20 protein-coding genes and 2 pseudogenes are annotated in these 22760 nt (G+C 61.8%); 5 read left to right on the forward strand and 17 right to left on the reverse strand.

The genetic code is table 11. From position 1 onward, the window contains the following. Window positions 1–4: 4 nt before the first annotated feature. Entirely contained in the window at window positions 5–1321 is a 1317-nt protein-coding gene (locus tag ABF990_RS01480) for an NAD(P)/FAD-dependent oxidoreductase (RefSeq protein ID WP_415499854.1), read from the reverse strand. Between the two features lie 165 nt (window positions 1322–1486). On the opposite strand from ABF990_RS01480, the gene ABF990_RS01485 reads away from it, so the two are divergent. Together ABF990_RS01485 and ABF990_RS01490 are read left to right on the forward strand one after the other, a co-directional pair. Further along, entirely contained in the window at window positions 1487–2806 is a 1320-nt protein-coding gene (locus ABF990_RS01485) for an aspartate aminotransferase family protein (RefSeq protein WP_415499853.1), read from the forward strand. Between the two features lie 54 nt (window positions 2807–2860). Next, a pseudogene (locus ABF990_RS01490) lies at window positions 2861–2998 on the forward strand (hypothetical protein); the annotation flags it as partial. Between the two features lie 66 nt (window positions 2999–3064). Here ABF990_RS01490 and ABF990_RS01495 read toward each other — a convergent pair. Next, window positions 3065–3694: pseudogene (locus ABF990_RS01495) on the reverse strand (SDR family NAD(P)-dependent oxidoreductase); the annotation flags it as partial. A gap of 40 nt (window positions 3695–3734) precedes the next feature. Between ABF990_RS01495 and ABF990_RS01500 the strand changes: the two are divergent. Next, window positions 3735–4886 (forward strand): hypothetical protein, encoded by a 1152-nt coding sequence (locus tag ABF990_RS01500; RefSeq protein ID WP_415499852.1) that lies wholly within the window; start codon window positions 3735–3737, stop codon window positions 4884–4886. A gap of 58 nt (window positions 4887–4944) precedes the next feature. On the opposite strand, the gene thiL is transcribed toward ABF990_RS01500, so the two are convergent. The 3 genes from thiL to nrdR all read right to left on the reverse strand — a co-directional run bounded on the left by thiL (window position 4945) and on the right by nrdR (window position 6965). Beyond that, window positions 4945–5934, reverse strand: coding sequence for a thiamine-phosphate kinase (gene thiL, locus ABF990_RS01505; protein ID WP_415499850.1), 990 nt, complete (start codon window positions 5932–5934; stop codon window positions 4945–4947). After that, complete coding sequence (nusB, locus tag ABF990_RS01510; protein ID WP_415499849.1) at window positions 5903–6427, reverse strand: transcription antitermination factor NusB; 525 nt, start codon at window positions 6425–6427, stop codon at window positions 5903–5905. Before nusB ends, thiL begins: the two co-directional genes overlap by 32 nt. A 61-nt stretch (window positions 6428–6488) precedes the next feature. Beyond that, complete coding sequence (gene nrdR / locus ABF990_RS01515) at window positions 6489–6965, reverse strand: transcriptional regulator NrdR (RefSeq protein ID WP_415499848.1); 477 nt, start codon at window positions 6963–6965, stop codon at window positions 6489–6491. A 138-nt stretch (window positions 6966–7103) separates the two neighbouring features. On the opposite strand from nrdR, the gene ABF990_RS01520 reads away from it, so the two are divergent. Continuing rightward, on the forward strand, window positions 7104–7607 hold the full coding sequence (locus ABF990_RS01520; RefSeq protein ID WP_415490098.1) for a copper chaperone PCu(A)C: 504 nt from the start codon (window positions 7104–7106) through the stop codon (window positions 7605–7607). 86 nt (window positions 7608–7693) lie between these two features. On the opposite strand, the gene glpK is transcribed toward ABF990_RS01520, so the two are convergent. The 12 genes from glpK to ABF990_RS01580 form a co-directional block, all read right to left on the reverse strand. Then, window positions 7694–9193, reverse strand: coding sequence for a glycerol kinase GlpK (glpK, locus tag ABF990_RS01525; protein ID WP_415490099.1), 1500 nt, complete (start codon window positions 9191–9193; stop codon window positions 7694–7696). A gap of 27 nt (window positions 9194–9220) precedes the next feature. Further along, window positions 9221–10039 carry an MIP/aquaporin family protein gene (locus ABF990_RS01530; protein ID WP_415490100.1) on the reverse strand — a complete coding sequence of 273 codons (819 nt, stop codon included), beginning with the start codon at window positions 10037–10039 and terminating at the stop codon, window positions 9221–9223. Between the two features lie 60 nt (window positions 10040–10099). After that, window positions 10100–11617 carry a glycerol-3-phosphate dehydrogenase gene (gene glpD / locus ABF990_RS01535; RefSeq protein ID WP_415490101.1) on the reverse strand — a complete coding sequence of 506 codons (1518 nt, stop codon included), beginning with the start codon at window positions 11615–11617 and terminating at the stop codon, window positions 10100–10102. A 148-nt stretch (window positions 11618–11765) separates the two neighbouring features. Beyond that, window positions 11766–12536 carry a DeoR/GlpR family DNA-binding transcription regulator gene (locus ABF990_RS01540; protein ID WP_415490102.1) on the reverse strand — a complete coding sequence of 257 codons (771 nt, stop codon included), beginning with the start codon at window positions 12534–12536 and terminating at the stop codon, window positions 11766–11768. Further along, window positions 12533–14407 carry a DNA helicase RecQ gene (gene recQ / locus ABF990_RS01545; RefSeq protein ID WP_415490103.1) on the reverse strand — a complete coding sequence of 625 codons (1875 nt, stop codon included), beginning with the start codon at window positions 14405–14407 and terminating at the stop codon, window positions 12533–12535. The genes ABF990_RS01540 and recQ overlap by 4 nt, the downstream gene beginning before the upstream one ends. Before the next feature lie 32 nt (window positions 14408–14439). Next, window positions 14440–14817: an OmpA family protein gene (locus ABF990_RS01550; protein ID WP_415490219.1), complete on the reverse strand. Its 378-nt coding sequence runs from the start codon at window positions 14815–14817 to the stop codon at window positions 14440–14442. A gap of 84 nt (window positions 14818–14901) precedes the next feature. Beyond that, window positions 14902–16623, reverse strand: a complete 1722-nt coding sequence (cydC, locus tag ABF990_RS01555) for a thiol reductant ABC exporter subunit CydC (RefSeq protein WP_415490104.1) — start codon at window positions 16621–16623, stop codon at window positions 14902–14904. Between the two features lie 2 nt (window positions 16624–16625). Further along, complete coding sequence (gene cydD, locus ABF990_RS01560; RefSeq protein ID WP_415499847.1) at window positions 16626–18356, reverse strand: thiol reductant ABC exporter subunit CydD; 1731 nt, start codon at window positions 18354–18356, stop codon at window positions 16626–16628. Window positions 18357–18436: 80 nt separating this feature from the next. Continuing rightward, the gene (locus tag ABF990_RS01565) at window positions 18437–20125 is read right to left on the reverse strand and encodes a sensor histidine kinase (protein WP_415490220.1); all 1689 of its coding nucleotides are present in this window, start codon (window positions 20123–20125) and stop codon (window positions 18437–18439) included. A 102-nt stretch (window positions 20126–20227) separates the two neighbouring features. After that, on the reverse strand, window positions 20228–20506 hold the full coding sequence (locus tag ABF990_RS01570) for a NepR family anti-sigma factor (RefSeq protein WP_415490107.1): 279 nt from the start codon (window positions 20504–20506) through the stop codon (window positions 20228–20230). 5 nt (window positions 20507–20511) lie between these two features. Continuing rightward, window positions 20512–21108, reverse strand: coding sequence for a sigma-70 family RNA polymerase sigma factor (locus ABF990_RS01575; RefSeq protein WP_415490108.1), 597 nt, complete (start codon window positions 21106–21108; stop codon window positions 20512–20514). Window positions 21109–21353: 245 nt separating this feature from the next. Then, window positions 21354–21800 carry a sigma-70 family RNA polymerase sigma factor gene (locus ABF990_RS01580; RefSeq protein WP_415490221.1) on the reverse strand — a complete coding sequence of 149 codons (447 nt, stop codon included), beginning with the start codon at window positions 21798–21800 and terminating at the stop codon, window positions 21354–21356. Window positions 21801–21968: 168 nt separating this feature from the next. On the opposite strand from ABF990_RS01580, the gene ABF990_RS01585 reads away from it, so the two are divergent. Beyond that, window positions 21969–22718, forward strand: a complete 750-nt coding sequence (locus tag ABF990_RS01585) for a PhyR family response regulator anti-anti-sigma factor (RefSeq protein WP_415490109.1) — start codon at window positions 21969–21971, stop codon at window positions 22716–22718. Window positions 22719–22760: the final 42 nt, after the last annotated feature.

Consider the following 22760-nt stretch of genomic DNA (forward strand, 5'->3'; position numbering starts at 1 on the left):
GGTTTCAGGCCGCAATCGCGCCCGAGGGTGTGCGGGCGTCCTGGCGTTGCCAGTAGCGTGTGAGCAGGGGCACAAACCATGGCCGCCCGTTGTAGAATGGCAATGTGCGAAAAGCCTTGTCCGCGAACACGCTTGCGGCGTCCTTATGGCCAAGTACGGCCCGCCCCAGTTTGGTGCCCAGATACGTTCCCATGGGCACACCCACAAAGCAGTACCCTGCCGCAAACCAGAGTCCGTCCCGGCAGCCCATATGCGGGAACAGGTCGAATGTCGCGGCACATTGCCCGGTCCAGACCGTATCGAGCCCGGTCTCGGCCAGGGATGGAATAAGAGTGCCGAGCATGGTTTGCAGGTGGCGTCCCCTGTCCATGAGGTTTGCAGGGGGCGAGCCTGTCAAACCCCCGAACAGGACGCGCGAGCCGTCGGGGGATGGGCGGACAAACAGCGCGTTGTGGTTGGAATCGATCGCAACCTTGCCACCGGGTATGGCGCGGGCCATGACTTCGGGCGCAACGGGTTCGGTGGCGATCATGAACGCATCGAACGGGATCAGTCGCCTGTCCAGCCAGGGCAGGAGCCCACGCGTATAGCCATTCGTGCCAATGACAATATCGCGGCAGGCAATCTCACCCCTCTGGGTTCGCACGCAAAAGGCGTTGCGTTGCCCGCTTAGGGACAGCACGGGTGTGTTATCCACCAGTGTCACGCCAGCGCGCCGGGCGGCGTCGAGCAGTCCTGCATGATAAAGCCCCGGGTGCAGCCCGCCCAGCCCATGAACAATGGCCCCGCCAACGTATTTTTCCGTTCCGAGTTCGGTTGCGACCTCGGCGCGCGATACGGGTGTGTAGGCAAACCCCAGATATGTACGTTGCATTTCAAGATCGCGGAGCAAAGCCTCCAGATGCGCGGTGGAGGCGCATGGCATGAAGCGACCGTTGGCGTTCATCAGGCAGGCAATATTTTCCTCTGCGATCCGGCGTTCGACAGCCCGCACGGAAGCGTCGAGTTCGCCGAACAGTTGCAGGGCATAAGGTAGGCCGTATGTCTCTTTTACTGTCCCGAAACTGTGTTTGAACGCCCGGCTGACAAAGCCGGCGTTGCGCGTGCTGGCGCCATAACCCAGTGAGCGGGCTTCCATCACCACGACCGACCGGCCGCCGCGCGCGATTTCAATGGCGGCGTTCAGTCCCGTTATGCCCGAACCGATCACCACGACATCCACCTTGGTGGGGGGCGTGCCTTGGGTGGGTGCGGGACGTGGCGCGGCCTGCCACCAGTAAGGCGCATCGGGGTGTGGGCACGGGGCTGGTTGGGGTGTCATGATGTCTTTTTATTTCGAAAACCGGAACTTTATTCTATTTTCTATGTGGTCAGGCTAATTCCATAAAAACAGTCATGTCAAAGAAAATCTGTTTCGTTATCGTTAGAAAATCTGGATAATGGATTTGAGAAATTTTTATAATATTTCGATAATCGGAACGAGAGCATGCGCTATCCTTCAGCCAGTTCGGCATCGCGGGCGTTGTATGAACGGGCCACGCATTTCCTGCCCGGTGGGAACACCCGTACTACCGTCTACATGAAGCCCTACCCGCTCTACGTCGCGCGCGGGGCGGGTAGTCGCATATGGGACGTGGATGGCGATGAACGCATAGACTGCATCAACAATTTTACCGCCCAGATTCACGGCCACGCCCACCCTGCCATCAACGAGGCGGTGCGCAGGCAACTGGAACTGGGAACCTGCTTCGGCCTGCCGACCGAGTCAGAAATCGACCTGGCGGAACTGCTTTGCACGCGCGTGCGCTCCGTGCAGGCCGTGCGTTTTACCAATTCAGGGACGGAGGCCGTCATGATGGCCATAAAGGCGGCCCGCGCCTTTACGGGTCGCCCGGCGGTCGCGAAGGTGGAAGGTGCGTATCACGGATCGTACGATTATGCCGAAGTCAGCCTGGACCCAGGCCCCGCGCAGTGGGGTACGGTGGACCCGGCTTCCATCCCGTATGCGCAAGGCACGCCCGAGGCTGTCCTGCATGATGTGCTGGTGTTGCCCTTCAACAACCCCGAGGCCGCGCGCCGCCTGATTCTTGCCCAGGGAGACAGGCTTGCGGCCATTCTGGTCGACCCGATGCCCAATCGTGCGGGGCTGGTGCCGGCCACAGCCGAGTATATTCAGGCCCTGCGCCTGGCGGCGGACGAGATCGGTGCGGTGCTGGTTTTTGATGAGGTCATAACATTCCGCCTGGGCTATGGCGGCGCTCAGTCTTTGTGGGGCGTGAATGCGGACCTGACGACCTTTGGCAAGATTATCGGTGGGGGTTTTCCTGTCGGGGCTGTGGGTGGGCGGGCCGATATCATGGCGGTGTTCGACCCGTCAGGCGGCAAGCCGGTGCTGCCCCACGGGGGCACGTTCTCGGCCAATCCTGTTTCCATGCGGGCGGGTCTTGCCGCGCTTCAGCTTCTCGATCACGCGGCTTTTTCGCGTCTTGCCGCCATGGGGGACCGGCTGCGGGCGGGCATTAACGCGGCGTTTGCACAGCATGGTGTTGCGGGGCAGGCCGTGGGGGCCGGTTCGTTGCTGAAAGTCCATTTTACCGCCCGTGCGGTCGTGGACTATCGCAGCGCCCTGCCCGCCCCGGCCGAGGCCCGCGCGCTGGCCACCTTCATGCTCGGGCTGCTCAACCGGGGCGTGTTTGCTGCCAGCTACGGCCTTATGGCGCTGTCCACCCCCATGAGCGACGTGGATATCGACCATGTTATCGGCGCAGCCAGTGACGCCATTGGCGATGTGGCCCGATCGTGCTGAGCCGGGATTGCATAAGGCTGTGTCACGCCTGCGCGGCCGTCAGGCTTTGTCTTTCTGGTCTACGGCCAGCCCGAGCAGAATGCGTTCGCGCAGCTTGCCGGGCACCAGACGGACCACGACCTCCAGCACCCTGAAAGGCCACGGAAAGACATAATTGCGCTGCTTTCTGGCAATGGCCCGGGCAATGCGGCGGGCTGCGGACCGGGCCGAAACAAGGAAAGGTCTCGGGCCTTCCAGTCGCTGGCTCATGGGCGTGTCGACAAAGCCGGGGGCGATCAGTGTCACGAACACGCCGTGTTGCCGCCAGGCCAGCCCCGCCGCCTTGGCAAAAAAAGCCAGGCCGGACTTCGAACTGCTGTAGGCTGCGGCAAAAGGCAGTTCGTAGGACCCGGCTACCGAACCGATCAGGGCAATCTGCCCCCCGTTCCGCCCGATCATACCCCGGGCGGCCGCAGTGGCCAGCGCCACGGGGGTGGCATAGTTGACCTGGGCGAGTACAAGCACCTTGCCCGGGTCCTCGGTCAGATCATCGGGGGTTTGAATATCGGACAGGCCGGCACCCAGAATCACGAGGTCAGGGGCGTAGGTGGCGTCGTCCTTATCGAACGCGGCCAGCGCTGCATCCCCGTCCTTGAGGTCGATCTGCCGTGTAAAAACCCTTGCGCCACGGGTGGTGCAGCGTGCGGCGATATCGGCCAGACGCTGGTGGTTCCGGCCCCACAGGACCAGTGTTCTGCCGGGCGCTGCGTAATGATAGGCCAGTTCCGCGCCAATGCCACCTGTAGCGCCTGTCAACAGGATGGTACGTGCGGTCCCGGGTGTGCCCGCTGGGGTAGCTGCGTCAGACGTCACAATTTTTCCCTTTCCCAATTTGGCGGAATAAGGCATCACCCCTGAAGTTTCGCAGGTTCCAGATCATGGAGTGGCAATGGCTTCCCCGACCCAGATTACCGTGGCTCCTGTTTCGGGTTTCCGCCAGCTTTCGCTCTTTATAAAGCTTCCGCGCATTCTTTACGATGACCTGCCCGGCTATGTGCCACCTTTGGACATGGAAGAGCGAGACCTGCTGTCCCCCAAACGGGCACATTTTTTCGATCATGGTTTTGCCTGCTATTTTCTGGCATGGCGCAATGGTGTGCCCATCGGCCGGATATCGGCCCAGATCGATGCGCTAGTTCTCAAGCAGGACGGCCCGCGCACCGGCTTTTTTGGCGCGCTGGATACGGCGGAGCCCGCCTGTGTCCGCCCGTTGATGGATGCGGCCGAGGCATGGCTGAAAGCACGCCAGGTCGAACGTATCCGTGGTCCGTGGACATTGAACAGCAATGGCCAGTCCGGGCTCATGGTCGAAGGGCAGCATGAGATGCCCATGATCGGAACCTCCTGGCACCCGTCCACTCTGGGGCCCGCGGTCGAGGCCGCGGGGTATGGCCGGGCTGTCGATTTGCTGTCTTACAGCATGGAGGTCGGGCCTGCGGCCGAGCAGGCCAACCAGTTGCCAGGCAACCTGCGTGAGCGGCTGGGCAATATTACCATGCGCGGCCTGCGCATGGACCATATCGCGGAGGATGCGGAAATCCTGCGTGATATCTATAATGATGCTTGGTCCGACACCTGGGGCAATGTGCCCTTGACCCGGCGAGATGTCGAAGGGCTGCTCAAGGCGCTCAGGCCTATTCTGCGGTCGGAGCAGTACGTGCTGGCCGAAGTCAATGGTGAACCCGCTGCCATCGCCCTTGTTGTTCCCAACATGTTTGACGTAGGTGGCGATCTGGGCGGAGCCCCCTCGCCCCTTGGCTGGCTGAAGCTGGGCAAGCGTATTCTCCAGCATGACTTCCGGTCCGCGCGGGTTGTCCTGCTTGGCGTGAGAAAAAAATATCTCGGCACGGCTTTGCGCGCCATGCTGCCTGTACTGATTATCGACGAACTGATGCGCCGTGGCCATGTTCTGCCCTACAGGACGATAGAACTGGGCTGGGTGCTGGAAACGCATGAAGGGCTGCGCAAGCTGATCGAGCGTATCGCGCCCACGCCATATAAGCGTCACCGCATGTACGAGAAAGCTGTTTCCCCGGTTTAGTAAGGTCTTCAGGGCCTGTGCGGCCTGTTCTGCCAGTCCTTGCGGCAGCAATCACCCCTTAAAGATGGCTCCACCCGCCTGTTTCGACAGGCAGGGGGTGACCATTGTCGCCCAGCACCTGCACACTAGGCGCGCCGTCCTGAAAATAGCCGATGCGCGTGACGGGGACATGGCCGTAGGGACTTTGCAGGTAGCCCTGGCGGGCAAGGCGTTCTTCCTGCGCGGGGGGGATGGCCATCAGCAGTTCGTAGTCGTCGCCCCCTGTCAGGCAGGTTTGCAGCCAGTCGGGGCCCGCGTGCCTTGCGGCGGGGGAAAGTGGGAGCTGTGTTGCGTCGATCACGGCGGCAAGGCCGTTTTCGCGGGCAAGGTGCCCCGTATCCTGCACCAGCCCGTCGGATATATCCATGGCGCAGCGTGCCACATCGTGCAGGGGCAGGCCCAGCCGGGGTTCGGGCAGGCGGTAACGCTGGGCGAGATGGCCTGAAGGGTCTTCAATCTTGCCTTGCAGAACGCGCAGGCCCAGCGCGCCGTCGCCTATCGTGCCTGTTACCCACAGGCCGTCTCCCGCCTGTGCCCCACGGCGTTGCACCGCCTGGCCCGGTGTAACGGAGCCCAGAATGGTCAGCGACAGGACAAGAGGCCCGGAGGTCGAGGTGGTGTCCCCTCCCATGAGGCTGAGCCCGAACAGGTTCTGGTCGGCCTTGAGCCCTGTGCAGAACTGGGCCACCCAGTCTTCGGTAATGTGGGGTGGGCGTGCGAATGTCAGAAGCCAGCCCTCGGGCCTGGCACCCATGGCAGCCAGGTCTGACAGGTTGCAGCGCAGCAGTTTGCGACCGACTGTGAGGGGCGGATCATCAGGCAGAAAATGAACATTTTCTACCATGGCATCTGTCGCGATTACGAGTTGCAGCCCCGGCGGTGGGGTAAAAACGGCAGCATCATCCCGCAGTTCAAGGGCGGCGGGGCCAGCAAGGGCTGCAAAATGCCGCCGGATGAAAGCGAATTCCTGCGGCAGGTCAGTCTGGTTGGCCGGCCGGGGAACCGTCATGATCCTGTGCTGCCTTCATCTGCTTGAAAACCGTATCCAGCACGCCGTTGACCAGACGCGGTTCGTCGCCCGAGAAAAACCCGTGTGCGACGTCCATGTATTCGTTGATCAGCACGGCTGCCGGTGTATCCCCCGATTGCGCTTCCGCAATGGCGGCCAGGAAAAGCGCGCGCAGCACGGGGTCCAGCCGTTCGATCGGCCAGGTTGCGGGTAGTGTATCGCTGATCGTCTGCATGATGGCGGTGTGGCTGGCGGCACTGTCGCGAACGATCGCGGAAAACAGTTGGGTGTCGGCCTCGGGAATACGGCCGTCGTCGTAGGTTTGGCCGTCCAGCGTGGTCCCGAAGCGGTGAACAAGAAACTGCTCGATGACGGAGTCTGGACGATCACCATTCTGGTCGATCTGAAACAGCGCCTGCACGGCAGCCACACGGGCGGCGGTACGCGGCCTTTGCGCCGATTTCAGCTTGGGTTGGTCCTGTGTTCCTGACATCCGTCCTCTCCTGCCCGCTTTGTACGGAGTGGCGTTTCATGGCGGTTTTAAGCCGCAAGGTCTAGTCTTTTTCTGGGGTGCGAATGCCACTTGTTTCCATGAGCGTCAGAATTTCGGAAAAATCCCGTGCTTCGCGAAAATCCCTGTAAACGCTGGCGAAGCGCACATAGCCTACGCTGTCCACTTCCTTGAGCGCGTCCATGGCCAGTTCGCCAATCCGTGTCGTGGCTGCCTCCGCCTCGCCCGATGCTTCGAGGTGGCGGACAATACCGGTCACGATCTGTTCGATCTGCTCTTCCGATACGGGGCGCTTGCGCAATGCGATACGGATCGAGCGGGTCAGCTTTTCACGCTCGAACGGTGCGCGTCGCCCATCCTGCTTGACCACGACCAGTTCGCGCAGTTGCACCCGCTCCACGGTGCTGAAGCGTTGCCCGCATGACAGGCAGGCGCGCCGCCTGCGAGTGGCCGAGCCCTCCTCGTTCGGGCGGCTGTCCTTGACCTGGCTGTCCGGGTTCCCGCAAAAAGGGCAACGCATGCTGCTGCTAACCTTCTTCTCAAAGCAGTTCGATAATACCTGCTTCATTTTAAAAGAGCACTATGCCTACGACCAGATATGTCTTTCGCGCCAGCGCGTCCATACCTGTCGTGGGTCTGTAGACAATAAGGAGAACGCATGAAACGTATCGCGGTGGCGGTTCGGTCCATGGCCATGCTGTGCGGCACGCTGGGCGTGTTTACGACAGCGCTGGCTCAGGTTTCCGAACAGCCGGCAGGTCTCACTGTGCCCGGCCAGGAGAACGCCCAGAAAGATATCGTGATCTCCCGCACAGGCGTGGCGCTGGGCGGCAGCCATGGCGTGCCCGAGCTTTATTTTACGATAAGGAACACGGGGGCCGCAGCACACCTGCTCTCGGGCGTTGCCTCACCGGCGTGCCGGCGTCTGGTTGGCCACCATGCCGATCAGGAAGGAACGGAGGCCACGCGTGACCTTTTTACCCATCTGGCCCTGCCGGCGGGCATGACGCTTGCTTTCTCGGCCGGCGGGTACAACCTGCTGTGTTTCGGCGCGGCACCCGACCTCAAGGTGGGGCAGAGTGTTTCGGTCGTGTTCACTTTCCTGGGTGGTTCGTCCCAGACCGTGCAGGTTCCTGTTGTGGCTCCACCCCACGGAGACTGAGACAGCGGGCTTTCTGCGCCTGCGGTTTCCCGGCAGCCCGGTTTACGGGCTGCCGGTGGGGTGAACTGCCGGGTATGCCGGCCCAGTTAGCCCGCAGGATAGGTGCTGAGCGTGCGTTTGACCGCTTCGTGCCATCCGGATATCATTGTGCGGCGCTGCGCCTGCTCCATTTTGGGTTCGAACAGTGACCCTCTGGCCCATTCCGTGGCAACGGTGCTTTCGCTGTCCCATATGCCGGTCGCCATGCCAGCAAGGAACCCCGCCCCCATGGCCGTGGTTTCCACATTGCGCGGGCGTTCGACCTTGGCCTGGAGCATGTCGGCAAGGAACTGGCAGTACCAGTCATTGGCGGACATGCCCCCGTCCACGCGAATGCTCTCGGTCGCGCCCCCGCCGTCCTGCTGCATGGCGGTAACCAGGTCCAGGGTCTGAAACGCGACGGATTCCAGCGCCGCGCGGGCAATATGGGCCGCTGTGGCGTCCAGCGTCAGACCGCAGATCAGGCCGCGCGCGTCGGGGTCCCAGTGCGGGGCACCCAGCCCCACAAAGCCCGGCACCATGTAAACACCATGGCTGTGGGGCACACGTGTGGCCATGTCATCGGTCTGGGACGCATGGGTAATAAGGTGCAGGCCGTCGCGCAGCCATTTGATTGCGGCCCCGGCCACAAAAATAGAGCCTTCCAGCGCGTAGGTCGGCTTGCCGTTCAGGCGGTACGCAATGGTGGTCAGCATCCGGTTGCGTGAGACAACCGGCTTGTCCCCGGTATTGAGCAGCACAAAACAGCCGGTGCCGTAGGTTGCCTTGGCCATGCCGGGGGTAAAGCATGCCTGCCCCACCACGGCGGCCTGCTGGTCCCCCGCGATCCCGGCAATGGGGATTGCCCGGCCGAACAGAGCGGGATCTGTTTCGCCATACAGGGTGCTGCTGTCCTTGACTTCGGGCAGGAGAGCGGCGGGAACATGGAACAGGGCCAGAAGATCTTCGTCCCAGATCTGGCGGTGGATATCGAACAGCGACGTGCGCGAGGCATTGGTCGCGTCCGTTGCATGCACCTTCCCGCCTGTCAGGCGCCAGAGAATAAAGGAGTCGATGGTGCCGAACGCCAGCTCGCCTTTTTCAGCCCGTGTCCGGGCCTCCGGCACGTTGTCGAGAATCCATGCCAGCTTCGTGGCCGAAAAATACGGGTCCAGCAGCAGGCCGGTGCGTTCGCGCACCAGATCTTCGGCGCCTTCCTCACGCAGCTTCTGGCAGATAGCCGCCGTGCGGCGGTCCTGCCAGACGATGGCGCGGTGAATGGGTTTGCCCGTGGCGCGTTCCCATACCACAATGGTTTCGCGCTGGTTGGTAATGCCGATACCGGCCACCCGGTCGGCGGCTCCACTTTTTTCCAGAGCCGCGCGCGCCGTGTTCAGCACATCGCGCCAGATGTCTTCGGGGCAGTGTTCCACCCACCCGGCATTCGGGTAATGCTGGGGAAATTCCTGCCGTGCCGCCGCCAGTTCCTGAGCGTGCCGGTCGAAGACGATACTGCGGGTTGATGTCGTTCCCTGATCGATCGCCAGGACACAGTCTTGCTTGCTCATGTGGAATAATCCTTCTGCATGGAACGCTCAGTCAGCCTGGGGCGTGGATTTGGCCAATCTGGCGGGCATGAACGGGCGGACCAGAACCTGATACAGCGTGGCCCCGACAAGTCCACCCAGCAACGGGCCTGCAATCGGCACCCACCAGTAGTTCTGGGGGGCTGGCAGCGCGGAAGGCCCCCACCCCGCGACAAAACAGAACAGGCGTGGCCCGAAGTCACGGGCCGGATTCAGCGCCCATCCTTCCAGATTGCCGGACGATGCACCGATAATCGCCACCAGCAGGCCGATTATCAGCGCGCCGGAATTGGCCTGCGGGGCCACGGTATTGTATTCGCAAGTTATGGCGAAAATGCCGAGTACGAGAAATGCGGTCAGGATAATCTCGTCAGTCAGGGCATGCAGGGGGGTAATGGCCGCTCCCGGCATGGTGAAAAACACGCCACCAGCCGCGCCGTCATGAACGAAATCGAGGTGGTGAGCCTGCGCGAAACTGGCAATGACCGGGCTGTAGAGCGCGTAGACCAATGCGGCCCCAAGAAAGCCCCCCGTAATCTGGGCAGCCCAGTAGGGCACGACTTTTTTCCATGAAAAACCACGGTAACAGGCCAGGGCGAGTGTGACGGCGGGGTTTGCGTGCGTGCCCGATACGGCACCGGTCACATAGATCGCGATCGTGACACCCAACCCCCACGTAATGGCCAGCCCCCAGTAGGACAACTGGTAGGGGCTGGGGTCATAGAGCGCATACATGGCCACGACCGAATCCCCGATCATGACAATGATAAGCGTTGCCAGGCATTCCGATATCAGTTCGCCCAGCAGGGCAAAGGTCGCTTTGTTCATATCTTTCCTCGTCTTTTGTTTTTGTTTTTCAGGAAAGGACTACGGGAGGAGCGTGTGATCTTACCCCAGTTTCTGGCGCATATAAGTCTCTACCCCGGCTTTGGCCGTGTCATCCATATGCAGGCCCAGCTTGCTGCGCCGCCACAGGATATCCTCCGCCGTGCGGGCCCATTCATGCGTGATCAGATAATCGATCTCACGCGTGCCCAGGTCGCAGCCTGGCAGAAGTCCCAGTTCGGCCAGCGACGTGGCGTCCCCGATGATTTCGTAGGCACGGCTGCCGTAATTGCGCATGAGGCGCCAGGCCAGGGCTTCGGGCAGCCAGGAGGCCGCGCGGCGCAGCCTGTCCAGGGCGGCGGTAAACCCGCCTTCCCCTATATCGCCACCGGGCAGTACTTCATTGGCGGTCCAGCTTTGGCCGGCTACGGCGGGCAGGACGGGGGCGAGTTTTTCAATCGCGTGTTCGGCCAGCTTGCGGTAGGTCGTGATCTTGCCACCAAAAATGGACAGCAGCGGCGCGCCGTCCTGCGTGTCCAGGTCAAGCACGTAATCGCGCGTGACGGCGGAAGCATTGGCGGAGGCGTCGTCATAAAGCGGGCGCAGGCCCGCGTAGCTCCACACGACATCGGTTTCGCGCACAGTGCTGCGGAAGTAACGGTTCACGCTTTCGCACAGATAGCTGATTTCATCCGGGGCAATGGCGACCTTGCCGGGTTCCTGCTCCCACGGGATGTCGGTGGTGCCGATCAGCGTGAAATCCTGCTCGTAGGGGATGGCGAAAACAATACGCTTGTCGGGGTTCTGGAAAATATAGGCCTGCGGCCCCTCGAACACGCGGGGGACGATAATATGGCTGCCCTTGACCAGACGCACCGACTTGGAATTTGGCACTTTGAGCGTATCGGCCAGAAGACGCGCGACCCAGGGGCCCGCCGCGTTAACCAGCGCGCGGGCCTGCACGGTGGTGGTTGCGCCGGTGGTACGGTCTTCCAGCGTGGCTTCCCACAGACCGTTCACGCGGCGTGCCGCGACCAGCCGTGTGCGGGTGCGGATGTCCGCGCCACGCTGCGCCGCGTCAATGGCGTTGAGCACAACAAGGCGGCTGTCCTGTACCCAGCCATCGGAATAGACGAAACCTTTGGTGTATTCGGACTTGAGCGCCTGGCCGGATGAATGGGTGCGGAAGTCGATGCCGCGTGACTTGGGCAGCGTCATGTTGGAGGCCAGATGGTCATACAGGAACAGACCTGCCCGCAGCATCCAGGCAGGCCGGACCAGTTTGGAATGCGGCAGCACGAATCGCATTGGCCAGATGATGTGCGGCGCCATTTTAAGCAGCCGTTCGCGCTCCATCAGGGCTTCGCGCACCAGCCGGAATTCGTAATATTCCAGGTATCGCAAACCGCCATGGATAAGCTTGGTGCTGGCGGAAGACGTGTAGCTGGCCAGGTCGTCCTGTTCCACCAGCAATACGGACGCGCCACGCCCTGTGGCGTCGCGCGCGATACCCGCGCCGTTTACGCCACCGCCGACGATAAGCAGGTCATAGGGTACGTTGGGCGATGCAGTCTGTGACATGATCTGGGCCGGTTCCATCAAAACGAAATTCGGTGCAGTTTATTCGAAATCGAAAATGAAAGGCAAGGAAATTGGCCGTGACTGCGTGGGACACGGCGCGCATATGTTCGTTTACGAAAATGCGCACCGCGTAGATTTGCGCTACGCTCTATGTGGGCACGACATGCAGATGCACACCGCTATCGCGCAGGATGGCGCGAATACCGGCGGGGGGCTGCTGATCGGTGTAAAATGCGCTGATCTGCGAAATGTGGCCGACCCGGGCCATGGGCCGGCGGCGGAATTTGGTGTGGTCGGCCAATAAAAAGACCACCCGGGCATTGCGCAGGATGGCCTGCGCCGCGCTGATCTCATCGGCGTCGAAATCGAGCAGCGTGCCGTCCTCATCAATACCGCTGATGCCGATCACACCGAAATCGGCCCGGTACTGTTCGATCATGGCGGCGGCGGCGGGGCCAACTATGCCCCCGTCGCGCAGGCGCACGCTGCCCCCGGTAATGATCAGGCTGCAATCGGGGGCGGGAGCCAGCAGGCTTGCGACGTGGATATTGTTGGTAATGACCCGCAATGCCTTGTGGGACCGCAGGCAACGGGCAAATTCCTCGGTCGTGGTGCCGATATTGATGAACAGGGACGCGCCATCCGGTATGGCGCGGGCTGCTTCCCGGCCAATGGCTTCCTTTTCTCGCAGATGCAGAATCTGCCGATCGGAATAGGCAATGTTTTCCGCCTGTGACAGGGAGCTTGCGCCCCCGTGATGTCGGGCAAGGAGTCCCTGCGCATCCATGCAGTTCACGTCGCGCCGCACGGTCTGCACGGTCACGTCAAGCGTGCGGGCCAGTTCCTCGCTGCTCAGATAACCGCGCTGGTTGACCAGTTCAAGAATACGCCCACGGCGTATATCGACAGCATTTGTCATGCATCTTTTGCCTCAATCACGGCCAGGACCGCCTCGCCATATCGTTCCAGCTTGGAACGTCCCACCCCTTTTATGTCGCCAAGTGACTCCAGATCGTCGGGCTTTTCCTGCGCGATATCCCTTAAAACCGAGTCATGGAAAATAACGTAAGGCGGGATTTCCTGTTCCTGCGCTTCCTCACGTCGCCATTTGCGCAGGGCATTGAACAGGGCACGGCTGTCTTCGGACAGATCAGGCTCGGTGTCGTCCCCACGGCGGGCTGAACCACGGGCCGCATGTACAACCGGATCGGCCCGCAGGTGAACCTCCTCCGTGCCACGCAGGATGGGGCGGGCCACGGCCTGGTTCAGCACAAGGCCGCCATACTGGGCCTGGGTCCGCAGCGCCCCGCGCGCAATGAGCTGGCGGCTTACGCTGCGCCAGAATGATTCGCTCTGGTCCTTGCCTATACCCCAGACCGAAAGCTTGTCATGTCCGTTACGGCCTATGGCTTCGGTCATCTTGCCGCGCAGTACCGATATGACATGCACGGCGCCAAAGCTTTCGCCCGTGCGGTAAACGGCGGAAAGCAGCTTGCGTGCCGCCTCCGTGCCGTCGAACGTCAGGGCCGGGTGCAGGCAGTTGTCGCAATGGCCGCAGGGCTGGGGCAGATCTTCGCCAAAGCAGTGCAGCAGGGCGCGCGTGCGGCAGCTTGTGGTTTCGGTCAGCGCGATCATGGCTTCCAGCCGGCTGCTCATGACACGTTTTTCATGGTCGGGGGCGGCTGACTGGTCCAGCCAGTAGCGTGCCCGGGCCATGTCCTCGCCGCCGTACAGCAATACGGTGTCGGACGGCAGGCCATCGCGCCCGGCCCGACCGATCTGCTGGTAGTAGGCCTCGGGCGAGGCTGGCATGTCCAGATGTACCACGGCCCGTACGTCAGGCCGGTCGATTCCCATGCCGAAGGCGATGGTCGCGACAATGACCAGCGGCTCCCCTGACCGGAACCGCAGCAGGGCGGCTCTTTTCTCCAGCGGTGAAAGCCCGGCGTGATAGGCCAGTGCGGCCCAGCCCTTTTCGCGCAGGGACGCAGCAATCCGTTCCGTTCGCGCGCGGCTGCCGCAATAGACGATACTGGCGGCAGCCTTGTGCCGTGCCAGCGCGTCCTGCAACTGCTTGAGTTCGGAGCCCTTGGGCTGGACGGCGATATTCAGGTTGGGCCGATGGAAGCTGGAAACCAGAACATCCGCATGCGGCATGTCGAGTGCGGCGAGAATATCTTCGCGCGTGCGTTCATCGGCCGTGGCGGTCAGGGCAATGCGGGGTACATTGGGGAAATGCCGGGGCAGCGCTGTCAGGGCGCGGTATTCCGGCCGGAATTCATGCCCCCAGGCCGAGATGCAATGCGCTTCGTCAATGGCGATGACCGAAAGCGGAATTGTCGAAAGCCGGTCCAGCGTGCCCGATGACAGCAGCCGTTCGGGCGAAATATACAGCAGATCGACCCGCCCCTGTGCCAGATCGGCCCTGACCTGTGCAGACTCGCTGGCTTCCAGTTCAGAATGCATGGCGGCGGCGTTAATGCCGACCTGACGGAGTGCCGCAACCTGGTCGTCCATCAGCGCGATCAGGGGCGAAATAACCAGCCCCATGCCCGGACGGCAGAGGGCGGGCACCTGATAGCAGATGCTTTTGCCGCCACCTGTAGGCATCAGCACCAGCGTATCGCGCCCGTGCATGACGTTTTCGACCGCTCTGGATTGCAGGCTGCGAAATCCATGAAAGCCGAAAACCGCCTGAAGAACCTCTTGGGGCGTTTTATCGACAAAGCGGTCACGCGGGGGGCCATGACGAGCACCCCCCGTGGGCAGGGCTACAGAACCCTGGTCCATTTCATGCATGGCGGATGGTGCAGGCGTCGTGTTCAGGGGCTGGTAATCTCGATTTCCACACGCCGGGCGCCGACTTCCATGCCTTCCGCGTTGCTGGGCGCGCGAGGGGTCTGGAGAATACGATCACCCGCAACCCCGTCCTCGAACAGTTTGGCAGTGACCGCTTTGGCGCGATCGATTGCCAGCAGCGCATCGGCCGAGAGGTTGCTGCCGGCAGCGGCATAGCCTTCAACCTTCACGATCCGTGAGGGATGGGCACGGGCCTTGTCCGCGACCTGTGCGATAACAGCATTGGCCGCGTCGTCCAGCGTCGCGGACTGGTTGGCGAAAAAAACCACGTATTTACGCGGTGCCTGCGTAGCGCACGCGCTAAGGAGGCAGAGCCCTGCAACGGGGATAAGACGACGTATCATGATAATTCCCGGCTGAAATATTGAAACCTCTCTTCCTTGGTGCCTCACGAGGGTCTAATCCGTCAACTACGGGTTGTGCTGTCAGGCATTTGCCATCATCGCCTGCCCGCCGGCAAGCCACCAGACATGGTCCAGTTTTTCCACCCCGGTCAGCCTGTGGGTGATCAGAATAACCGTTCGGCCTGTCGTGACGGTATTAAGGGTTTCAAGGAATTCCTGCTCTGTCTGTGCATCCAGCCCGGTCGCGGGTTCGTCCAGAATAAGGATGGGGGCCTGGGTCAGCAGCGTGCGGGCCAGTGCAATACGCCTGCCCTGTCCGCCGGACAGCCGCAGTCCGCCCTCACCCAGCCATGTGTCCAGCCCTTCGGGCAGGTCGCGCACGACATCGCCAATGGCGGCGTCGTCCAGGGCCTGCCACAGATCGGCTTCCGCCGCGTCGGGGCGACCGAGCAGCAGATTGGCCCGTATGGTATCGTCAAACAGGTGGGTTGCCTGCGACAGCCACGCCATGCGCGCACGCAGGCTGTCGGGGCGGATGTGGGCTATGTTTTCGCCACCCAGGGTGATCGTGCCAGCCTGCGGGTCTGCCGCACGCAGCAGCATGGCTGCCAGGCTGGATTTGCCAATGCCCGACGGGCCCAGAATGGCCACGCGAGCACCCGGGGGAATATCGAGGTTCAGGTCCTGGAACACCCATGCGCGGTCATCCGACCAGCGGAAGGCCACGTTGCTGAAGCGGATCTCGGTTCCTGCGGGGGCTGCTTGCAATGTGTTGTCGGCATGGCCGCGGCGATCATCTCCGGCGATATCGACCACCCTGACCGCCGCCGCTGCCATGGTACCCGCCTGCAGCCCAGCCCTTGTCAACGTGCTGACACTTTCGAAGGCGGCAACGCTCAGGAACAGCAGTCCGATACCTTTCAGGACCGGAATGGCGGGAAAGATAATACCTGCAATGGCCAGCAGGACGACAAAAATAGCGGCCTGTCCGCACAGAAATGCTCCCGCCCCGGCAAAGGCCGACCGTCGGGCAAGTGTCATCTGGCTTTGCAGGAGGGCCGCGTCACTTGCGCGGACACTGGCCAGCATGCGTTTTTCCGCACCAAATGCCCGGATTTCACGCAGCCCGCCGATCAGATCGAGAACGCTGACCCGCAGATGGGCAAGCTGGGTGGCCATCTGTCCGGCTGCCGAGCGCCCGGACCGTGCGATCCGCCAGGGGATAACGAAGGCCCCGCATGCGAACAGCACGCCGATCACCACGGCAAGACCTGTATCGAGTTGCAGCGCGAACGCAAGCAGGACCGGAAACGTTACGCAGGCGCAGGCCAGCGGCACGACAAGGCGCAGGTAAAGCCCGTCCAGCGCGCCGATATCCGATACCAGGCGGGACAGCATGTCGCCCGACCGGCGAAAGCCCAGCCCGGCTGCGGCCCCGTTGGCGAGCGAGCGGAAAAACCAGACGCGCAGGTCAGACAAGGCGCGGAACATTGCGTCATGCGTGCCCAGTCGTTCGGCATAGCGCAGCGCAACCCGCCCTGCCCCCACCCATTGCAGGAACGCGGTGGTAACGATGATTTCACCCGTGATACATCCGGCCAGTCTCAGGCCCGATGAACGCACGAGGGCCAGCCCGCAGGCCAGCGCCAGCAGGGCAAGAACGCCCCCGACAGCCAGCCGCGCAGCCTGTGCGCGCCATAATCCGACAAGGGTAAGAATGGCCTGACGATCTGTCGCATGGGGAGAGGATGTGGGCAAAACCGCAGCGGGGGCAGTGCCATGGTCTGGCATGGGAGTGTTCATGCTCAGGCGGCTCCCTGCTGAAAAACGACGTGACCGTTCTGCAGGTCTATACGCTGGCCCGCAAACATGCTGATGGCGGTGGAGTGCGTAGCGAGAATGACCGTGCGGCCGGAGGCCAGGCGTTGCAGGCTTTCAAACACGGTTTTTTCCGTCTCCGGGTCCAGGTGGGCGGTGGGTTCGTCCAGCAACAGGACGGGGGCGTTTTTGAGATAGGCCCGGGCAATGGCGACACGTTGTGCCTGTCCACCAGAGAGCCCGAACCCGCCCTCACCCACCTGTGTTTCCAGCCCGTCGGGCAGGCCGGGCAGAAATTCGTCCAGAGATGCGGCCCTGATGGCTGTGGCAAGGGCGGCGTCGCTGGCGTCGGGTTTGGCGAACAGAATATTCTCGCGCAGGGAGCCCGCAAACAGCACGGGTTTCTGCCCGATCCACGAAATCATGCCTGACAGGATTTCAGGTGCGAGGGTTTCGGTCGGGGTGTTGTTGAACAGAACCTGCCCGCTATCGGGCCGGATAAAGCCCAGCAGCACTTCCATGATCGTGGATTTTCCGGAACCCGATGGCCCGGCCAGCACCAATGTTTCACCCGCAGGCACGCTGAAACTGACATGCTCAAGGGCGGTGCCGCGGGCGGCATCCCATGTGAAGCTGACATCCTCCATCGCAATGCTTACGCTTGACGGCAGAACCACAGGGCCCGGGGCGGATGCAGGGCGCGTCTTCGCTACCGGCAGGTCCAGTATGGCCGTCGCCGCACCCTGGGCATGGGCCCGGTCCTGATAGGCAAGGGCAAGGGCGCGGAGCGGGGCGAAAAACTCCGGTACGGCCAGCAGGGCGAACAGGCCGGCCGTCATGCTGTGTTCCAGTCCCGGTGCGGGCTGCCCCTCTGCCCCGGCCACCATGCTCAGGGCCTGGTGGCCGTTCATGACAGCAAGCAGAATGAAGGCAACGGCCATGGCGCAGTCGATGGAGGCGGAGGACAGGAATGCCACCCGCAGGATTTTCATGGTGCGTACACGCAGCTCGTCAGCCGCAGTTGCCAGTTTAAGGGCTTCGTCATCCGCCCGGCCAGCAAGGACGATTGTGGCAATGCCTTTCACCCGGTCGAGAAAACGGGCCTGCAGGCGTGTCATGGCAAGGAACTGATTGCGTGACGCGACTGCCGCACCAATGCCGAACGCGGCCTGGCAGAATGGTACGGACAGGCCACACAGACCCAGAACAAGGGCCGCGCGCGGCTGCACCAGACCGACCGGCACCAGAATGGCAAGGGGTGTTGCGATCCAGAGAACGGAGGCAGGCAGCCAGTGGCCGAAAAACCCGTCCAGCGCTTCGATCCGGTCGATGACGGTCGCGGCCAGTGCTCCGCTATGGGTGCGCCTGAGCAGGCTGGGGCCACCGGCCAGGATGGAGGACAGGACCTCTGCGCGCAATCTCTGCCGTGCGGCAATGCCGGCACGGGCCGCTCCCATGTCGCCCCCGATCATGGCCAGTGCGCGCAGCACGGCAAGGCAGGGAAAAAGCAGAACCGGCCACAGCGGGAAAGGCTGGCCGTCGCCCGCTCCTTTCCAGACCACAAGGGCGTGCCCGAGAATGACCGCTACACACCAGGCCTGGCCGATGCCGACAAGACCCGCGAGCAGCCCCGACCCCACGACAGACCGCACTGCCTTGCGTCCCAGACGGGATTGCGTGCGGGTCCACTCGCGTATTGCTGCTTTTTCGTTGCTCATAGGATAAGGCGTTTATACCGCTTGGCGCACGACGCAAACACTTTAGAGCGCCATGCGCCGCTGCATTTGCGTCATAACTTTTATTCGGAAAGAGTGTGGCTGTCGGGCAGCCGTTCATCCAGATGCATGATGAGTGTGAACCGCACCCCTCCTTCGCCGGTATAGGTCAGGGTTGCTTTCAACTGTCTGGCGAAGCCGTGAATGAGTTTGAGGCCGATGCCCTGGGGGGCGGTCTTCTGGAAATCACAGCCTATACCATCATCGCCGATCTGGAGTGTCACCAGATTGCCGTCACGACGCAGGCACATGTGGATTGTCCCTGCCCGCCCGTCGGGGAAAGCATATTTGATGGAGTTGGTCACGACCTCGGTGACAATAAGTGCAAGCGGGACAGCCTGATCCGGGTCCATCCAGAAATTGTCTGAGCGGATATCAAGCGTGATGCGCCCTGCCTTGGCCTCGCCCGCAATGTCCAGTGTCTGTTCGCACAGGTCTTTCAGGAAAACCGCCATGTTCAGGCTGGTCAGCGCATCTTCGGCGTACAGGGTGCGATGCAGGGTGGACAGTGCGCGGATTCTGTCACGGGCCAGTGCGAATTCTGCCCGCACTTCAGGGTGGGATATCTGGTTGGCCTGCAGGTTGAGCAGGGAGGCCACGATCTGGAGATTGTTCTTAACGCGGTGATGAATTTCCTTCATCAGCAGTTGCTGGTGTGCGACGGCTTTTTTCAGTCGCGCTTCGTGCCGGGACAGGCGGCGTGTCGCACGGGTGAACGCCTGGCCCAGTCGCTGGAGTTCAAGCGGCATGGAGCGTGTAATATGGGTGTCGAACACCCCTTCCATCTGCCATTTCTGAACGGAATAGGTCAGTCTGCGCAGCGGCCAGACCAGAACGATATTGGCGGCCAGGGTCACACCGATCAGCCCTGCGGCCAGAAACACCAGCAGCGCGGTGATCTGGAACAGCATGTTGCGCAGGGCCGCGGCCTCGAGCGGGGTTCTTTGGGTGGACACCAGAATATCGGCCCCACCTGCAATCGCGCCGAGTGCGTACCCGCCTTCGGCTGAAGGGAGGGAGACAATGGATCGCCCCGTATCCGTCAGGCGGTTTTTCAGGACATCGACAAGGGCTGGCGGTGGCGCGCTCCAGCCGCAATCCGTGCAGACGGGAAAGATTTCGCCGTTATGCATGATCAGCCACGCCTTGACCGGGCTGCTGTCATCGGAAAAAACTTCCCACCCTGACGTTCCGGCAAGATAGGCGCTGGTGCGCGAAATCTGGATGATGCCCATCAGGTAGCCATGGGTTTCGGGTAGCGCGAGAAAGACCGCAGGCACCGTAATGCGCAGGAACGCGCCGTTATCCTCCGTCCCGCCGCTTTTCTGGACGGCTTCGATCAGGGTTTCCTTGACGGGGCCGGGTGGGGCCAGACTTCCGACCCGCGCACATGAACGCCCCGGGGGCGAGACCGAAGCCATCATGCGCCGGTCGCCATCCAGTACGCTCAGCAGACAGTAACGCTGCCCGCTTATGGTTTCGGCCAGTCTTAGCGAATGAACGATCTGATCGGGCGTCAGGTCCATGTTGCCGATGGTTTCCAACGCGCTGCGCAGGCGGTCGGTATCGTGGCGGAACTGGAGATCTAGCCGCATGATGGCGGATGCCGCCCGTTGCGCGCTGCCAATCGTGCTTTCCTGGTAGCTGCGTAAGGCCAGTGACGTGCCGATTACCATGACGGGAATAGCGGAAAGGCAGATCAGAACCCGCATGCGTGCGCTGGTGGTGCTGAAAACGCGCCCCAACCCCGACAGGAAGCTGATAGCAACCCGCCGGGTAACGAAAAACCACCACAAAAAGGCTTTCAAGAAGGTTCAGTCCTGTTTTTCGCGGTCTTCCTGAATAAGTTTAAGCAGTTCCTCGGGCACAGGTTCATTGACAACATCGTCGAACAACTGATGCAGACCTCGTCGAAGCCAGATATTGAACGCCTCGTCCCGGGCTTTCTTTGGCTTTCGGGAGGGAGTGTCTTCCATACTCTTACCCAATCTGAACTCCAGCGTGCAGTGTCCCTTGCGGGGTAATTGTACCCGCCTTGCGGTCTGCTGAGTGACCGTGCAGTTCTGCTGCGTGTCGAGCCCAGGCTGCGCCATGACAATCAAACCTCTGCAGCGCTTGCGTAAGATACGACGTCCCTGGCGTTTCTTCCGGCCGGCCTGGGCCGTGCTGCTGCCTTGTGATCTTTCCTGTCCGCGGTTTTTCGATCTGCCGCTGCCTCATCCCCCATCAGCCAGATTTCCAGTTGCCTTCTGGCCCTGAACACCCGACTCTTGGCGGTACCGACCGCGCACCCTGAAACCTCAGCAAGTTCCTGATAGCTGATCCCTTCCAGAACCCCTAGCACCAAAGCTTCCCGCTGGTCGTCTGGCAGCCGTGCAAGCGCTGCATCCAGTTCGTGCAGGGCCAGCCTGTCTTCATGCGTGGGGCCGACCGCCAGAAAGGACTGGGGGGCGTCGTCCAGGTCTGATGTCTCACGTTTTTTGCGCAGGTCGGAAATAAAGCGGTTACGCATGATACGGTGCATCCACGCCCCGAAATTCGTGCCAGGCATGAAGCTGGCCTTGGCCGACAGCGCGTTGCAGACTGCATCCTGCACCAGGTCTTCCGCAACTGTCCGGTTACGGGTCAGCGCCAGGGCTTGAATGCGCAGCTTGGGCAGAATGGCTATGATCTGGTCATGGAACGTGTCTGACATTGTTTTTCCCCCGGTTTGTTTTCTTCTTATGTGTTCAATGTCTCGGGGGGCTGAAAGGTTACATGCGGATCGCGCATTGAGATCACGAAAAAGAGAGCGTGGTTTTCTGGGCAGCAGCCCAGGGGCCGTCCGGCTGTCCCGGTCAGGTCTACGGCGCGATTGCAGGCGTGCCTGTTATCCGGCAGCGTTGGCCTCGGGCCGTGGGGCAAACAGCAGGGAGTAGCGGTGGCCGCGGGTCCGTGGTCTCAGCTATGCTGGTCCATAATGGTGCGCAGCATGGCCCGCGCACGGGATACGCGGGCTTTCATGGTGCCGACTTCTACCCCGCACACCTGCGCTGCTTCCATATAGGTCATTTCCTGTGCGCCGATCAGGACCAGGGCTTCGCGCAGGACGGGGGAGAGTTGCCAGAGCAAATGCTCCAGTTCGTGCAGGTCTTCGCCTTTCCATGTCGAAGTGCTGGATGGAGAGGGTTCGGTATCCTTGCCGTATTGGGCCAGCAATTCGCGTTCCTTGCGGCCTCTGCGCATCTGCTCGAGGAAAAAATTACGCAGGATCGTAAAGCACCATGCCCGCATGTTGCTGCCGGGTACAAACGTGTCGGCCCCGGCAAGGGCGCGCAGAACCGTTTCCTGCACCAGGTCGTCGGCCTGTGCGGGGTCGCGTGTGTAAAAGCGTGCGCCACCGCGCAGCGCCGGTACCAGTGCCAGCAGTTCCGTGCGAAAAATGTCGCGCGTGGCATGGGCGGAAGGTTGTCCATCGTTTGCCAGAGTGGATACCCCTTTCGGCGGATGGCTTGGCGTGCCATCATTGCGCCATCGGTTGTTTTTGTCATGATCCAGTCATGAAGGAAGTTTGCCATGGCAGAGTCGCTGCGTGACGGTCTGATACGGGCCCTCCCCTATGGCCGACGTTACGCGCGGGCGCTTACGGGCAGCCAGCCCGCGGGCGATCTCCTGGTGGCGGAAAGTCTGCGCGGGCTTTCCACCCAACGGCCCACCGAGGGCCTTACCCCCTTGCAGCAGCTCTATCAGGCTATTTCGAGGCAATATGTGCCGCGTCATCCCGGGCAGGCATCCTATCCCAACGGCATATCCCTGCGCCAGCGCCAGCTTCTGCTGCTGACGACGCTGGAGGAAATCAATGTGGAGGTTGCGTCCAAAATCCTCGGCGTGCCCGCGGACCAGGCGCAGGACGAACTGGAGCAGGCGCAGGCCATGCTGCACGAAGGGGTGCAGACATCGGTGCTGATCATTGAGGATGAGCCCATTATCGCCATGGATATCGAGCAGCTTGTCCTGCAATGTGGGCATAAGGTGGCCGGTGTCGCCCACACCCAGGACGATGCTGTGGAACTGGCGCGTGAGACCCGGCCCGGTCTGGTACTGGCCGATATCAATCTGGGTACAGGGGGAGATGGCATGGCGGCGGTCGCGTCCATTACGGCCCTGTTCGAGGTGCCCGTCATTTACGTCACCGCCTATCCCGAACGCTTGCTGACCGGGGAGACCCTGGAGCCCTGTTTTGTTATAACAAAACCGTTCGACCCGATGACCCTTGCCGTGGCCACCTATCAGGCCGTAAGCAGCGCGGGACTGGCCAGAGCCTGAACCCCATGGGGGACGTGGTACGGCCGGTCTGTATTCGATAAC

It is taken from the genome of Acetobacter sp. (genome assembly GCF_047723915.1).
Taxonomy (GTDB): Bacteria; Pseudomonadota; Alphaproteobacteria; order Acetobacterales; family Acetobacteraceae; genus Acetobacter.